This is a genomic window from Gordonia sp. CPCC 205333, assembly GCF_048537885.1.
Classification (GTDB): Bacteria; Actinomycetota; Actinomycetes; order Mycobacteriales; family Mycobacteriaceae; genus Gordonia.
On the sequence record NZ_JBCLVI010000003.1, the window covers coordinates 337,351 to 352,098 of the forward strand.

Annotated in this window: 14 protein-coding genes; 12 read left to right on the plus strand and 2 right to left on the minus strand. The window is 62.5% G+C overall.

Going from position 1 to position 14,748, the window contains the following annotated elements; translation table 11 throughout:
* Positions 1–9 precede the first annotated feature (9 nt).
* The 6 genes from thyX to AAFP29_RS11810 all read left to right on the plus strand — a co-directional run bounded on the left by thyX (position 10) and on the right by AAFP29_RS11810 (position 8,844).
* The gene (thyX, locus tag AAFP29_RS11785) at positions 10–762 is read left to right on the plus strand and encodes an FAD-dependent thymidylate synthase (RefSeq protein ID WP_419217554.1); all 753 of its coding nucleotides are present in this window, start codon (positions 10–12) and stop codon (positions 760–762) included.
* Positions 763–847: 85 nt separating this feature from the next.
* Complete coding sequence (dapA, locus tag AAFP29_RS11790; protein WP_419217555.1) at positions 848–1,753, plus strand: 4-hydroxy-tetrahydrodipicolinate synthase; 906 nt, start codon at positions 848–850, stop codon at positions 1,751–1,753.
* Positions 1,750–3,729, plus strand: a complete 1,980-nt coding sequence (locus AAFP29_RS11795; protein ID WP_419217556.1) for a ribonuclease J — start codon at positions 1,750–1,752, stop codon at positions 3,727–3,729. Before dapA ends, AAFP29_RS11795 begins: the two co-directional genes overlap by 4 nt.
* A 10-nt stretch (positions 3,730–3,739) precedes the next feature.
* Complete coding sequence (locus tag AAFP29_RS11800) at positions 3,740–4,372, plus strand: TIGR03085 family metal-binding protein (RefSeq protein WP_419217557.1); 633 nt, start codon at positions 3,740–3,742, stop codon at positions 4,370–4,372.
* 167 nt (positions 4,373–4,539) lie between these two features.
* Entirely contained in the window at positions 4,540–7,581 is a 3,042-nt protein-coding gene (locus tag AAFP29_RS11805) for a DNA translocase FtsK 4TM domain-containing protein (RefSeq protein ID WP_419217558.1), read from the plus strand.
* 273 nt (positions 7,582–7,854) lie between these two features.
* On the plus strand, positions 7,855–8,844 hold the full coding sequence (locus AAFP29_RS11810; RefSeq protein ID WP_419217559.1) for a TerC family protein: 990 nt from the start codon (positions 7,855–7,857) through the stop codon (positions 8,842–8,844).
* 63 nt (positions 8,845–8,907) lie between these two features.
* Here AAFP29_RS11810 and AAFP29_RS11815 read toward each other — a convergent pair whose 3' ends face one another.
* The gene (locus tag AAFP29_RS11815) at positions 8,908–9,192 is read right to left on the minus strand and encodes a YciI family protein (protein WP_419217560.1); all 285 of its coding nucleotides are present in this window, start codon (positions 9,190–9,192) and stop codon (positions 8,908–8,910) included.
* A gap of 26 nt (positions 9,193–9,218) precedes the next feature.
* A complete protein-coding gene (locus tag AAFP29_RS11820; RefSeq protein WP_419217561.1) occupies positions 9,219–9,770 on the minus strand; it encodes an amino-acid N-acetyltransferase in 552 nt (183 codons plus the stop codon).
* A 144-nt stretch (positions 9,771–9,914) separates the two neighbouring features.
* On the opposite strand from AAFP29_RS11820, the gene pgsA reads away from it, so the two are divergent.
* From pgsA to recA, 6 genes are all read left to right on the plus strand, one after another.
* Positions 9,915–10,562: a CDP-diacylglycerol--glycerol-3-phosphate 3-phosphatidyltransferase gene (pgsA, locus tag AAFP29_RS11825; protein WP_419217562.1), complete on the plus strand. Its 648-nt coding sequence runs from the start codon at positions 9,915–9,917 to the stop codon at positions 10,560–10,562.
* A gap of 225 nt (positions 10,563–10,787) precedes the next feature.
* Entirely contained in the window at positions 10,788–11,108 is a 321-nt protein-coding gene (locus AAFP29_RS11830) for a helix-turn-helix domain-containing protein (RefSeq protein ID WP_419217563.1), read from the plus strand.
* A gap of 129 nt (positions 11,109–11,237) precedes the next feature.
* The gene (locus AAFP29_RS11835) at positions 11,238–12,068 is read left to right on the plus strand and encodes a PspA/IM30 family protein (protein ID WP_419217564.1); all 831 of its coding nucleotides are present in this window, start codon (positions 11,238–11,240) and stop codon (positions 12,066–12,068) included.
* A gap of 23 nt (positions 12,069–12,091) precedes the next feature.
* Positions 12,092–13,291 carry a glycosyltransferase gene (locus tag AAFP29_RS11840; protein ID WP_419218081.1) on the plus strand — a complete coding sequence of 400 codons (1,200 nt, stop codon included), beginning with the start codon at positions 12,092–12,094 and terminating at the stop codon, positions 13,289–13,291.
* Positions 13,292–13,300: 9 nt separating this feature from the next.
* Positions 13,301–13,495 (plus strand): DUF3046 domain-containing protein, encoded by a 195-nt coding sequence (locus AAFP29_RS11845; RefSeq protein WP_419217565.1) that lies wholly within the window; start codon positions 13,301–13,303, stop codon positions 13,493–13,495.
* 195 nt (positions 13,496–13,690) lie between these two features.
* Positions 13,691–14,734: a recombinase RecA gene (recA, locus tag AAFP29_RS11850; protein WP_419217566.1), complete on the plus strand. Its 1,044-nt coding sequence runs from the start codon at positions 13,691–13,693 to the stop codon at positions 14,732–14,734.
* Positions 14,735–14,748 lie beyond the last annotated feature (14 nt).

A 14,748-nucleotide genomic window follows, 5' to 3' on the forward strand; every position in this document is an offset into this window, starting at 1 on the left:
GTGCTACGCGTGTCGAAGTCCGTCCCGTTGAACGTCGAACTTGTGGCGGCGACGTCGTTTCACGCACCGGTCGATCTTGGCTGGGAGACCGACGCCGACGGCGGGGAAGCGCTGGTCGAATTCGCTGGTCGCGCTTGCTATCAGAGCTGGGATAAGCCCAATCCGCGCACGTCGACCAATGCGGGGTATCTGCGTCACATCCTCGAGGTCGGTCACCTCTCCCTACTCGAACACGCGAATGCGACCTTCTATATCACCGGGATTTCGCGCTCATGCACGCATGAACTGATCCGACACCGGCACTTCTCCTATTCGCAGCTTTCGCAACGCTTTGTGCCAGAACATGATTCGAATGTCGTGCCCCCGCCGGCGATCCGCGGGGACGCGCAGTTGGAGGAGCTGTTTGCCAAGGCGACCGATGCCAGCCGCGACGCCTACGTGGAATTGCTCGACGCACTGGAGGCGAAGTTCGCCGACGTGCCTAACGCGATCCTGCGTCGTAAACAGGCCCGTCAGGCTGCGCGGTCTGTATTACCCAATGCCACCGAAACCAAGATCGTGGTGACCGGAAACTACCGCGCATGGCGGCATTTCGTCGGAATGCGCGCCACCGAACACGCCGACGTCGAGATTCGACAACTCGCGATTGCGTGCCTGCGGGAATTGCTCGCGGTGGCGCCGACGGTGTTCGGCGACTTCGAGATCGGCGAGTTATCCGACGGCAGCGAAGTCGCGACGTCGCCGTTCGTGCTGGAGGGATGACTCGCCGGGTGATGACGCCCACGCTAGGTGAAACTCGGTGTGCCCCGGAACGAACCGGTCATAGCGCCAGGTAGCCTTGTCCACTATGACTGCAGGTGAGGCGCCGGTGAGTGCGCATCCGTTTGGGACTATTGGTGTGGCGATGGTGACGCCCTTCGCCGCGGACGGTTCGCTGGACCTCGATAAGGCTGCAGAACTCGCCGACCATCTCGTTAGCAAAGGCTGCGATGGCCTCGTCATCTCCGGTACGACCGGCGAATCGCCGACGACCCAGCCGGAAGAGAAGCTCGAAGTCTTACGTGTCGTACTCGACGCGGTCGGTGACCGCGCGAAGATCACCGCGGGTGTCGGAACCTACGACACGCTGGAGAGTGCGGAATTCGCCCGCAATGCCGAGCGGGCTGGCGCGCATGGCCTCCTGGTGGTCACGCCTTACTACAGCAAGCCGCCGCAGTCGGGTTTGCTCGCACATTTCCGCTTGGTCGCCGACGCCACCGATCTGCCCGTCTTGATCTACGACATCCCCGGTCGTTCCGTTGTTCCGATTGCCACAGACACCATCCGTGCGCTGGCCGACCACCCGAATATCAAGGGAGTCAAGGATGCGAAGGGCGATCTGCATGCCGCCGCTCACTTGATCGCCACCACCGAGCTCGAATTCCTTTCCGGTGAGGACGCGTTGAATCTGCCGTGGCTCTCAATCGGTGCGACGGGCTATGTCAGCGTCATCGGACACCTCGTTCCCGACCGGCTGCGAGAGATGCAGCTGGCAGTGGAGAAGGGTGATATCGCGACCGCGCGTGAGCTGAATGTTTCGATGGGGCCATTGGTCAACGCGATGGCCAGGCTCGGTGGGGTGACGATGGTCAAAGCCGCTCTGCGCATCCTTGGACTCGACGTCGGCGATCCGCGATTGCCGCAGGTCCCGCCGACCGGCGCGCAAATCGAAGGTTTGATCGCTGACCTCCGAGCAGCAAAGCTGCTGTCATGAGCACCCCGGAACGCCCGCGTCGGCGTCGAAGTGCGAGCCGTCAGGCCGGACCTCCAGTGGAAAAGCCGGTAGAGCAGAACATCGCGACGCCCGCTCCCGAGGTGCCACAAGCGCCCCCCATCGTCGAGCAACGCGCTGCACCGGCGGCCGGGACCGCAGCGAACGAGGCCGCTCCGAAGGAGGCCGCGAAGAAGAGTAATCGGCGTGGCGGTCGGAAATCGGGATCAGCCAAACCTTCTGCGACGCAGAAGAATTCGACACAGGTGCCGCGGGTGGCTGCTAACGAGGCAACCGATCGACTTGGCTCACCGGCCAAGCTCAAGCGTGGCGGCCTACGCATCGTCGCGCTCGGTGGCATCGGTGAGATCGGCCGAAATATGACCGTCTTCGAGTATGACGGCAAACTGCTGATCGTCGATTGTGGTGTGCTGTTCCCCGAAGACCAGCAACCGGGTGTTGATCTCATCCTGCCGGACTTCCGGTATATCGAGGACCGGATGGACGACGTCGAGGCGATCGTCCTGACACACGGACATGAGGACCACATTGGCGCGGTGCCGTTCCTATTGCGCCAGCGCAGTGACATCCCAGTGATCGGGGCCAAATTCACCCTGGCGCTGGTGGCGGCAAAGTGCCGCGAACATCGCCTGCGCCCCAACCTGGTCGAGGTCGTCGAAGGCCAGCACACCAGTCACGGGCCCTTCGACTGTGAGTATTTCGCGGTCAACCACTCCATCCCGGACGCACTGGCCGTGGCGATCCGCACTCCGGCGGGCGTCGTACTGCATACCGGCGACATTAAACTCGATCAATTGCCGCTCGACGGCCGACTGACCGACCTGGCCGGCTTTAGCCGACTCGGCGACGAGGGCGTCGACCTGTTCCTGGTCGACTCAACTAATGCCGAGGTACCCGGTTTCGTCACCCCCGAACGCGAGATCGGCGGCGTCCTCGACAGCGTGATCGGCAAGGCTAAACACCGTGTCATCGTGGCGTCGTTCGCGAGTCACGTGCACCGCATCCAGCAGATCATCGACGTCGCACACACGCATAATCGGCGAGTGACGTTCGTCGGGCGTTCGATGGTTCGCAATATGCAGATCGCACAGGACCTGGGCTACCTGTCGGTACCTGACGGCGTCGTCGTAGACCTGGACACCGCCGCCACCCTGCCCGACCATCGGTTGGTGCTGATCTCGACCGGATCGCAGGGTGAACCGCTGTCGGCGTTGTCGCGGATGGCTCGCGGCGAACACCGACAGATCAACATTCGCTCCGACGACCTGGTGGTACTGGCGTCCTCACTGATTCCGGGTAACGAGAATTCGGTATTCGCGGTCGTCAATGGGCTGGTTAAACGTGGTGCGACGGTCATTACCCAGCAAAGTGCCAAGGTGCATGTCTCCGGGCACGCATCGGCCGGTGAGTTGTTGTACCTCTACAACGCGGTCCGTCCGAGCAATGTGATGCCGGTGCACGGGGAATGGCGGCATCTGCGCGCCAACGCCGCGCTGGCCGAGGCGACCGGCGTAGCGGCGGATCGAATCGTGCTCGCCGAGGACGGCGTGGTGGTCGACCTTGTCGACGGCCGGGCGTCGATCGTTGGACGCGTGCCCGTCGGACATGTCTACGTCGATGGGCTATCGGTAGGCGACGTCGGAGAGACGACGCTGTCGGATCGGCTTGTTCTCGGTGAAGGCGGCTTTATCGCGATCACGGTCGCCGTCGATGCCGCTACCGGACGTCCGGTCAGTGCCCCCGAGGTATCCGGGCGTGGCTTCTCTGACGATCCAGCAGCGCTGAAAGATGCCGCCGACTTGGTCGATCGGGCGCTGGAAAGCCTCGCGGCCGAAGGCATTACCGAGATTCATCGGATCGCACAGACGATCCGCCGGACCGTCGGTCGGTGGGTGGCCAAGGAGTATCAGCGCAAGCCGATGATCGTGCCGACCGTACTCGCGGTCGGGGACAACTGAGGATCGCCCGGTGACCTACGCCCGCTCCGAACGCCAAGCATTGGCCAGCACCTTGCGCGACGTCGGGCCGGACGCGCCGACGATGTGCGACGGCTGGACGGCTCGCGACCTCGCTGCGCACATCGTCGTGCGTGAGTCGCGACTCGACGCGGCACCGGGTATCGCGGTCCCGGCACTCGCCGGATATACCGAGAAGGTCCAGGCGAAGGTCGCGGCGGGGGAGTGGACCTCGCTCATCGACCGAGTCGCTGGCGGCCCACCGTGGTTTTCGCCGTTCCGGCCGCTGGACCGCTGGCTCAACCTCTCAGAGATGTTCGTTCACCACGAAGACGTACTGCGCGGCGGTGTCGATCCGACGTCGGACTGGTCGCCGCGGGTGATCGATCCGGCCCTGCAGAAAGCGTTAGTTGGCGCTGTCCGTAGCGCGGTACGGGTCGCGATGCCCAAGCTGCCCGTGCGGGTGACGCTGCGGACGCCCGACGGCGTCGCGGTGACGAGTGCTGGCTCCGGCGATGCGGTGACCGTTACCGGTACCGCCGGTGAGCTGCTGTTATTCACTTTCGGTCGAGAGCCGGTGCAGGTGACTCTGCACGGTACCGATGCGGCAGTCGCCGCGTTGAAGTCGGCTCCGCGCGGGGTGTAACGCTGAAAACTGCCTGTTCAGATAGTGCGAGGGCGTATTCACCCCGCATCAGATGAAACAGCAGACTTCAGTAAGAAGATCCTCCTGATGTCACGAAAGCGACACGGCCGACCGTGCCGGGTGTTGCGGGTGTGACTGAAGTGAACCTGAGAGACTAGTCTGTCGGCATGGCTTCGAAAGCAACCGCTCGCGCTGGTGCGCGCTCATCTGCCGGAGGAACCCGTGGTTCGAGCGCCCGTGGTACGTCTGGCACGCGATCAGCCGGCGGCACTCAACGCGGCGGCGCACGTAAATCAACCTCGACGACAGCGAAGTCGAAGGCATCTGCCAAATCGACGACGAAAAGCGGGCCAACGAAGGCAGCTCCGCGCAAAGCAGCGGCCAAACCACGCTCAGGTGCGACGACGCGATCGGCGTCGGCGGGTCGCGTCAGCACGGCGTCGGCTGATATTCATCACCGCAGGCCTTCGGTCGCGGCGTCGGCGGGCCGTGGTCTCGGCGCAGGGTGGACATTGTTGGCTCGCGGCGTTGGCAGCATCGCACGCATGGGCTCCGGACGTGGTGTCGACGACCGACACGACTACGACGAGATCCCTTTCGACGAGGACGAGAACGAATTTCTCGATCAACCCTCGCCGCGGGACTCGCATTCCGGGGTGCGACGCGTACCCGCCGGTGCCGAAGGGCATTCCCATCGTCGTGACGGAGCGGCCCTCGCGCTGATTGTCGTGGCGGTGGTGATCGCAGCTGGTGTCTGGTTCTCGGCGGCTGGACCGGCGGGTGCGTTCATCGACACCCTGGTTCGCTCGATTGTCGGGGTCGTCGCGATCGCGGTGCCGGTTGCGCTCGTTGCCCTTGGCATCATGTTGATGCGTCGACCGCCCAATCCGCGACGTCGGCCGCATTACATCGGCGCGAGTCTGCTCATCGCGGCGCCATTACTCGGTCTGATTCACCTGATTGCAGGATCGCCACGTGGACTCGACGCCCGTTCTGACGCGGGCGGCTATCTCGGCTTCGTCGTCGGAACTCCGCTGACGAACGCGGTCACCGAGTGGATTTCGGTACCGATCTTCTTGTTGTGCATGCTATTTGGCGGTTTGTTGCTGTCGGGTCGGACGGTACGTGAAGTTGTCGACGCCGTCGCCGGCTACCTCGGTCTGATCCACGACGATCAGTACTACGACGATTACGCAGAGGATGACTACGCGTACGACGATTACGACGCCGATCACGATGACCGGGAATTGGATGCCGACGGACCCGAAGACGCCGAGGACTTCGACGTCGCCAACGACTACGGTCGAAATGCGGCCAGAGCTGGCTCGGAGCGCTCGACCGATCCCTATGACAACTATCCGCCCGACGAAGAGCCCGCCCGGCGACGTCGCAGCCGTAGGGCCGCGCCGACCCCGACCGGTGCTGCAGACATCCTTGCTGACCTGGCCACCGAGCCGATTGGTGGCCGCCGTCGGACTCCAGTGTCACCGGATATGGTCACCGAGCCGATCAGCGATGACACCGATGATCTGTTCGCCGCGCCGGCGCCCGCAGCGCGGTCCACACCGAAACCGCGTAAGACAGCGGGCGAGGCCGCCCGCGAACGCGCGGCTCAGGAATCACCGCGCCCGACGCCGAAACCTGCCCCCAAACCCGCACCGACGCCGGCCGTCGAGGATGACGATGACGAACCGCTGGCCAGGCCGACGGCAGATTCGGAAGGAACCTACCGGCTCCCGCCGCCGTCATTGTTGATTGACGGCGATCCGCCCAAACTCGGCAGCAGTGCGAACGACGAAATGATCGAGCGCATCGGCAGCGTGCTCGAGCAGTTCAAGATCGATGCCGCAGTGACCGGCTATACCCGCGGCCCGACCGTCACCCGGTACGAGGTGGAACTCGGGCCGGGCGTGAAGGTGGAGAAGATCACCGCACTGCAGCGCAATATCGCGTATGCGGCGGCGACGGATAACGTGCGTCTACTCGCGCCAATCCCGGGTAAATCAGCGGTCGGCATCGAGGTGCCCAACGCCGATCGTGAGATGGTTCGGCTGGCCGATGTCCTGTCGTCGTCGAAGAACCGGAAGGATCGGCACCCGCTGGTCATCGGCCTCGGCAAGGATATTGAGGGCGACTTCGTCACGGCGAACCTGGCGAAAATGCCGCACCTGTTGGTCGCTGGATCGACCGGCTCGGGTAAGTCAAGCTTCGTGAACTCGATGCTGGTGTCGCTACTTCAACGCGCGACGCCCGACGAGGTTCGGATGATCCTCATCGACCCCAAGATGGTGGAACTCACTCCATACGAGGGGATCCCGCACCTCATCACGCCGATTATCACGCAGCCCAAGAAGGCTGCGGCCGCGTTGGCCTGGCTGGTTGAGGAGATGGAGCAGCGATACCAGGACATGAAGTCGTCGCGGGTGCGTCATATCGACGACTTCAATGCGAAAGTCGCCTCGGGTGATATCACCACGCCGCTCGGATCCGAACGCGTATATAAGCCCTATCCGTATATCCTCGCCATCGTCGACGAACTCGCCGACCTGATGATGACAGCGCCGCGCGATGTCGAAGACGCGATCGTTCGCATCACGCAGAAGGCACGCGCCGCGGGTATCCATTTGGTGCTTGCTACGCAGCGACCGTCGGTTGACGTTGTGACCGGTCTGATCAAGACCAATGTGCCGTCGCGGTTGGCGTTCGCGACGTCGTCGCTGACCGATTCGCGCGTCATCCTCGATCAGCCAGGCGCGGAGAAACTCATCGGCATGGGTGACGGACTGTTCCTGCCAATGGGAGCCAACAAGCCGATTCGTATGCAGGGTGCGTTTATTACCGATGAAGAAATCGCGGCGGTCGTCGACTACACCCGCGAGCAGGCCGAACCCGAGTACACCGAGGGTGTTACCGCGGCCAAGGCCAGCGACAAGAAGGATATCGACGCCGACATCGGCAACGATCTCGACGACTTGCTGCAGGCAATCGAATTGGTCGTCTCGTCGCAGTTCGGCTCGACATCGATGCTGCAGCGCAAGCTCCGCGTCGGATTCGCCAAGGCAGGACGCCTGATGGATCTGATGGAGACTCGCGGTGTCGTCGGGCCGAGTGAAGGATCGAAGGCCCGCGAGGTCTTGGTGAAGCCGGAAGATCTGGCCGGTGTGATCGCGTCGATCAATGGTGGCGGCGAGCCTGACTCATCAGAATAGACACTGAGTGAAAGTTGCTGCGCCGCAGGTGAATTCACCTGCGGCGCAGCTGCGTTATGCGAATGTCCGAATCCTGCGGTAGGGTAGTGAACGATCCGAGAGGGGAGTATCCCCCAACGGCAACCCGTCAATACGGCCGAGCCGAGCACGTGCCATCACGCTGCTGAGAGCTTAGGACCCGGGACGTCGACCCGCATCGCGGGTGGGAGAGACCTCTGGCATCGCATGAGATCCACCGCTGCTTGCGGCGGTGCTGCGCGCTGGAGGTTTGCCTTGGAAGTCACTGCCATTGTCTGGATTGTCACCATCGCGGTGATTCTCGGACTATTCATTTTCGATTTTTTCGCTCACGTACGCGTTCCGCACGCGCCGACGCTGAAAGAATCGGGTACCTGGTCGGCGGTCTATATCGCCATCGCCGTGTTATTCGGCGTATTCGTCTGGTGGAAGTGGGGCGGAACCTCCGGTGGCGAGTATTTCGCCGGATACGTCACCGAGAAGGCATTGTCGGTCGACAACCTCTTCGTATTCGTCATCATCTTCGCGAAATTTGCGGTACCCAAGGAGTATCAGCAGAAGATCCTGCTGCTCGGCATCGTCATGGCGTTGGTTCTTCGTGGCGCGTTCATCGCCGTCGGTGCCGCCGCGATCAGCACCTATAGCTGGGTGTTCTACCTGTTCGGCGCGTTCCTGCTCTATACCGCGATCAAGTTGATCCGGGAATCTGATGATCCGGTCGAGCATGAGGAAGAGCGCGAGAGCCGGCTGGAGCGGTTCGTCAAGCGCGTTCTCCGGACATCCGACAACTACGACGGCGATCGCCTGTTCACCCGAATCAATGGTCGGCGAATGGCTACGCCGATGCTGATGGTGCTCATCGTCATCGCCTTCACTGACGTTCTGTTCGCCCTTGACTCCATCCCGGCGATCTACGGACTCACCTCGGAGCCCTATATCGTGTTCACCGCCAACGCGTTCGCGCTGATGGGTCTACGACAGCTGTTCTTCCTGCTCGGTGGCCTGCTTGATCGTCTGGTGTACCTCAGCTACGGATTGTCATTCATCCTTGGCTTCATCGGAGTCAAACTGGTCCTACATGCTTTGCACGAGAACACGCTCGGCTTCATCAATGGCGGTGAGCATGTGGCGGTGCCGGAGATATCGACGCCGCTGTCATTGGGTGTGATCATCGGAACGTTGGTCATTACCACCGTGGCGAGTCTGGTGAAGTCTCGGAAGGGTCAACCATCGTCGACTGAATAACTTCGACGATCGCTGGGCGAAGACCGCGGACTTTTAGGCCCGCAGTCTTCGCCTCGCGCGCGCCTACGGCGTCACGGGGCCGAACACCGGGGTCCATTCGATTGCCCGAACGGAACTCACCGCGCCCGCGGTCTGAAACGGATCGTCAGCCAGGAGAGCCTGCGCCGCGTTTTCGTCGTCGGCGCGAACCAGGAACAGGGCACCTGAGCCGTCAGCGTATGGCCCGGACAAGATGAGCGACCCCGCTTCCAGCAATCCACCCAGCCACGCGCGGTGTGCCGGGCGATGCTCATCCCGAACCGTCAGCTTCTCGGCCGGATAGGTGTATTCGACGGCGATGACTGCCATGCGTATTGCTCCTTCTGTCGGTGAAATCAGTTGAGGGTGACCAGCATTCGAGTGTTGCCCAGGGTGTTGGGTTTGACGTAGGACAGGTCGAGGAATTCAGCGACACCGGTGTCGTATGAGCGGCACATTTCCTCGTAGACCTCCCGGGTGACCGGCGTCCCCTCGATCTCGACGAATCCGTGTCGGCCGAAGAATTCTGTTTCGAAGGTGAGGACGAATACTCGCGAAAGTTCCAATTCTCTTGCGACCGAGAGCAATTGGGCAACAACACGGTGGCCTATCCCGCGCCGCCCGCGCGAAGCGTCGACGGCGACGGTTCGCACCTCGCCGAGATCGGCCCACAATACGTGCAGTGCGCCGCAGCCGACGATCTGCTCTGCGCCATCGTCGGTGATAGTGGCGACCCAGAACTCTTGTACGGCCTCGTACAGGGTGACCAGGTTCTTTTCCAATAGGATTCGGCCAGCGTATTGGTCGACGAGCCTTTTGATCTGCGGCACATCAGAGGTGCGCGCTCGTCGAACGACGATGTCATTCGACGCGGGGGCACTTTCTGGTGTCAGATCTGCTGGACTCATGACCGAAATCCTAATGTTCACCTCAGCCGGTTGGCGCAGCTACCCACGCGGCGCGATGCCGCATCGGTCGAGTCGTTACGCTATTCACGTGACTATGCGCGACTGTGTACCGGCCGACGGCCTCTCGACGTGTCGGTCGGCCGCATGACCGAGCACAAGCGCGTCAGTGAGCGACTGCCGGTACCGGAGGCCAAACCCGATCACATCGCTGATCCGGTTGACGTGGTCCCAGTGGTCAATATCGCGAACGCGTTGACGGTCTTCCGAATTCTGCTGGTACCGGTCTTTATCGTCACCTTGTTCGTTGAGGGTGGGCACGACACCTTGTGGCGGCTGATTACTACCGCGATCTTCGGACTCGCGGCACTGACCGATCGTTACGATGGTCGGCTCGCTCGCGAACGTGGGCTCGTCACCGATTTCGGCAAACTCGCCGACCCGATCGCGGACAAGGCACTGATTGGCGCAGCATTGATCGGATTGTCGATGCTCGGCGATCTGCCCTGGTGGGTCACCGTGGTGATTCTTGGTCGTGAATTGGGTGTCACCGCACTGCGATTCTGGGTTCTGCGTCACGGTGTGATCCCGGCAAGTCGTGGCGGCAAACTGAAGACCCTGTTGCAAGTCCTCGCGATCGGACTGTTTCTCTTGCCGTTGCCGCATCCGTGGGAATGGTTGGCGTGGGGTTTCATGATCGCCGCCGTGATCGCGACCGTCGTGACCGGCATCGAATATGTCTGGCAGGCGATCTCGCTGCGACGACACTCGACAAGCGGTGCGTCGGGTCGCTGAGGCTTGATGCGGTGACGCGGCGCACTCCATTCATCGCCACCAATGCGGCGTGTGCCTCACGGCGGTGGAGGGCAGTTTCGACTAACCTCGGCAGACACGAACCGCATGGTCGGCGACGGCGTCGTGAGGCGACACACTAAAGTTGACGACTAAGTCGGTCTAGGCGGTTCGGGAACCAGGGGGACCGCGTACGCGTTGGACTTCACGACGAGACAGGAGAGCACGATGGCACAGCTGTTGCGAGAGGCGCTAGGGGATACCTTGCGCCAGGCGCGGACTGACCAGGGGCGAACACTGCGTGAGGTATCGACCAACGCGCGGGTGAGTCTCGGATACCTCTCGGAGGTCGAACGAGGTCAAAAGGAAGCCTCGAGTGAATTGCTCGCGGCGATCTGCGACGCACTCGACGTCGAGTTGGCCGATCTGTTGCTCGCCGCCGGCGAGGCGCTGCGGCCAGTGCCTGCTGCCGATGTCATGGCGACCACCAAGGTCGTCATCCCGGCCCCCTCGTCGGGGGAACGCTCGACCGCGTTGGCCGCGGCCTGAATATGGTCGCAGGCGGATGCATCAGCAGGTGTGATCGCGATAGCCTGATCACACCGCTGGTTACTCGCCGCGCTAGGTTTGATGCTGGTATCCCGACGACAGTCCTTTCGATGGAGTTGACTTTCTGACATGGCAAACCCGTTTGTGAAGTTGTGGAACTATTTGATGGCGCTCGGCAACGCCAAGATCGACGAGAACGCCGACCCTCGAATCCAGATCCAGCAGGCCATCGAAGATGCGCAGCGTCAGCATCAAGAGTTGTCGCAGCAGGCGGCGTCGGTGATCGGTAATCAGCGTCAACTCGAAATGAAGCTGAATCGCCAGCTCGAAGAGGTCGAGCGGTTGCAGGCCAACACCCGTCAGGCGCTGACCCTTGCCGACCAGGCCACCTCGGCCGGTGACACGGCGAAGGCGCAGGAATACACCAATGCGGCTGAAGCCTTCGCCGCCCAGTTGGTGTCTACCGAGCAGAGCGTGGAAGACCTCAAGACACTGCACGATCAGTCGCTACAAGCTGCCCAACAAGCCAAGCAGGCGGTTGAGCGCAACGCGATGATGTTGCAACAGAAACTCGCCGAGCGCTCCAAGCTGCTCAGTCAGCTAGAACAGGCCAAGATGCAGGAGAAAGTCTCGGCGTCGTTGCAGCAGATGAGTGAACTGGCTGTGCCGGGTAACACGCCGAATCTGGATCAAGTGCGCGACAAGATCGAACGCCGCTATGCCAACGCGCTGGGGTCGGCGGAATTGGCGCGCAATACCGTTCAGGGCCGGATGGCCGAGGTACAACAGGCTAGCGTGCAGATGGCGGGCCATGCCCGGCTTGAACAGATCCGCGCCAGCATGAGCGGAGCGCCGTTGGCCGGTGAGCAGGCCACTCCGCAGGTGTCCGGGAACGCGAATCTCACCAAACCGGCTGAGCCGCAGGCGAATCCGTCAGCGAACCCCCAGGCGCAAGGCTGACAGTCGACTCGGCTCGCCGACCGCTGGTCGTCGGGCTGGTCACGGGCCCCGAGGCAGGACATGCCTTTCCGGCCTTCGCTCTCGCGGAAAAGCTTGCCGCCGTTGGGCATTCGCCGATTGTCTTTACCGGTATGCGATGGTTCGACGCTGCGGCCAGACGTGGAATTCAGGTAATCGAGCTTCCCGCGCTAGACGCCGACATCTCCGATGACGACGGCGACGCCGGAGCGAAGTTATCTGTGCGGGCCGCTCGGATGGCAGTGGCGCTGGCGCCGATTCTCGTTGCCAATCGGGTGCAAGTGGTGGTCTCCGATGTGATCACCGTTGCGGGCGGCTGGGCCGCGGAATTGGCCGGCATAGGTTGGGTGGAGTGTTCGCCGCATCCGCTCTACGTCCAGTCGCGCGGGCTGCCGCCGATCGGTGCGGGGATGGCACGTGGAGATGGCCCGCTCGGGAGTCTGCGAGACACGGTACTGCGTGCATCGAGTGACCGCGCGGTCCGTCGTGGTCGACGTCAGCGGAGCGTGGCCCGGACATCGATCGGCTTGCCGCCCGACTCAGGTGAGTTCACCCGGCTTATCGCCACGCTGCCGGGACTTGAGGTGTATCGGCCGGACTGGCCCGCGGACGCATATCTGATCGGGCCGTTGCTGTGGGAGCCGACCGACGACTCGCTGTCGGTGCCCTCCGGTGACGAGCCGCTGGTGATGGTCGCGCCGTCGACCGCGGCGATAGGAGCTGCCGACATGGCCTCGGTCGCGTTGACCGCATTATCCCCGGCGAATCTGGATATCCCTGTGCGCGTGGCTATTTCAGGTATCACCACGCCGTCGGAGAAAGAGATCCGGGCGTCGGGCTGTGTGAACGTGACCGCCGGATTCGGACGCCAGGACGAGTTGGTGTCCGCCGCCGATCTGGTGATTTGCGGGGGTGGGCACGGGATGCTCGCCAAGGCACTCGGCGCGGGTGTGCCGGTGGTGACAGTACCCGGCGGGGGAGATCAGTGGGAGTTGGCCAGTCGGGTACAACGGCTCGGTGCGGGACGGCTGGTACGGCCGCTTGCCGCGGAGTCGCTGGCGGCGGCGGTCAGCGAGATACTCGCCGATGAGAGTTTCGTCGCGGCTGCGCGACGCGTCGCGGCGTCGGCCGCAGAGGTCGTTGATCCGGTGCCGGTGATCGAGCGGGCTGCGGCGCGGTCGGCGCCGAGTGGGCGGGGCACGTAGGATGCTGGCGTGCGTCTGACCGAATTCACCGAACTGATCAACACCCAATTCGGTGAGGTAACTGCGGGTTCGATGCTTATCGACCATGTGCTGGCCGAGTTGGACGGTATGACGGCGGCTGAGGCGATTGAAGCCGGTGTCGATCCGCGTGACGTCTGGGTTGCGCTCTGCCGTGACTTCGATGTGCCCCGCAATCGTTGGTGACTGTCGCCCCGATATTTCGGCGCGTCGCGTTTGCAATCGAACATCCGTTCGCTACTGTTGGAACTCGACGGAACCAAATCCACCCCGAGAACGTCCAAGATGTCGGCGGGGCGACAGTGGCGAAACCGAAGTTGTCAGAGGGTCTCGCTAGCGTGGCAACCAATAACCCACTAAGTCCTCACCAAGGAGATCGACATGGCACCAGCGTCACATGACCGGGAAAAGGCACTCGATCTGGCTCTCGCCCAGATCGACAAGAATTTCGGCAAGGGTTCGGTGATGCGCCTGGGCGAGGAGAGCCGCCAGCCCATCGAGGTCATCCCTACCGGGGCGATTGCACTGGATATCGCGCTGGGCATCGGTGGTCTGCCGCGCGGCCGAGTTGTCGAGATCTACGGTCCGGAATCATCGGGTAAGACAACCGTCGCGTTGCACGCGGTAGCGAACGCTCAGGCACAGGGCGGTATCGCGGCGTTCATTGACGCCGAGCACGCACTCGACCCCGAGTACGCGACCAAACTCGGTGTCGATGTCGACGCATTGCTGGTATCCCAGCCCGATACCGGTGAGCAGGCCCTGGAGATCGCGGATATGTTGATCCGCTCGGGTGCGCTCGACATTCTCGTCATCGACTCGGTGGCCGCTCTTGTGCCCAAGGCGGAAATCGAAGGCGAGATGGGTGATAGCCACGTCGGCCTGCAAGCTCGCCTGATGAGTCAGGCCCTGCGCAAAATGACCGGTGCGCTGAGTAACTCCAACACCACCGCGGTCTTCATCAACCAGCTCCGCGAGAAGATCGGCGTCATGTTCGGTTCGCCGGAGACAACCACCGGTGGTAAGGCGCTGAAGTTCTATTCGTCTGTCCGCCTGGATGTTCGGCGTATTGAGACCCTGAAGGACGGCACCGACGCGGTCGGTAACCGCACTCGCGTGAAGGTTGTGAAGAACAAGGTGGCCCCGCCGTTCAAGCAGGCCGAGTTCGACATCCTCTACGGGCATGGCATCTCCAAAGAGGGTTCGCTCATCGACCTTGGTGTATCCGAGGGATTCATCCGCAAGTCGGGTTCGTGGTTTACCTACGAGGGCGATCAGCTCGGCCAGGGTAAGGAGAACGCCCGAAAGTTCTTGCTGGAGAACACCGATATCCGCGACGAGATCGAGAAGAAGATCAAGGAGAAGCTGGGTATCGGGGCAACGCTGGACGCCGACGAAGTCGCCCCGGCTCCGGTCGAGTTCTAGATCGAGCTCAACTG

What these genes read in the sequence shown, in the direction of transcription:
- pgsA (WP_419217562.1), top strand. Translation starts at nt 9,915, where the DNA reads ATGACCGAGCACAAGCGCGTCAGTGAGCGACTGCCGGTACCGGAGGCC.
- AAFP29_RS11815 (WP_419217560.1), bottom strand. Translation starts at nt 9,192, where the DNA reads ATGGCAGTCATCGCCGTCGAATACACCTATCCGGCCGAGAAGCTGACG.
- AAFP29_RS11820 (WP_419217561.1), bottom strand. Translation starts at nt 9,770, where the DNA reads ATGAGTCCAGCAGATCTGACACCAGAAAGTGCCCCCGCGTCGAATGAC.
- AAFP29_RS11835 (WP_419217564.1), top strand. Translation starts at nt 11,238, where the DNA reads ATGGCAAACCCGTTTGTGAAGTTGTGGAACTATTTGATGGCGCTCGGC.
- AAFP29_RS11805 (WP_419217558.1), top strand. Translation starts at nt 4,540, where the DNA reads ATGGCTTCGAAAGCAACCGCTCGCGCTGGTGCGCGCTCATCTGCCGGA.
- dapA (WP_419217555.1), top strand. Translation starts at nt 848, where the DNA reads ATGACTGCAGGTGAGGCGCCGGTGAGTGCGCATCCGTTTGGGACTATT.
- recA (WP_419217566.1), top strand. Translation starts at nt 13,691, where the DNA reads ATGGCACCAGCGTCACATGACCGGGAAAAGGCACTCGATCTGGCTCTC.
- AAFP29_RS11795 (WP_419217556.1), top strand. Translation starts at nt 1,750, where the DNA reads ATGAGCACCCCGGAACGCCCGCGTCGGCGTCGAAGTGCGAGCCGTCAG.
- AAFP29_RS11830 (WP_419217563.1), top strand. Translation starts at nt 10,788, where the DNA reads ATGGCACAGCTGTTGCGAGAGGCGCTAGGGGATACCTTGCGCCAGGCG.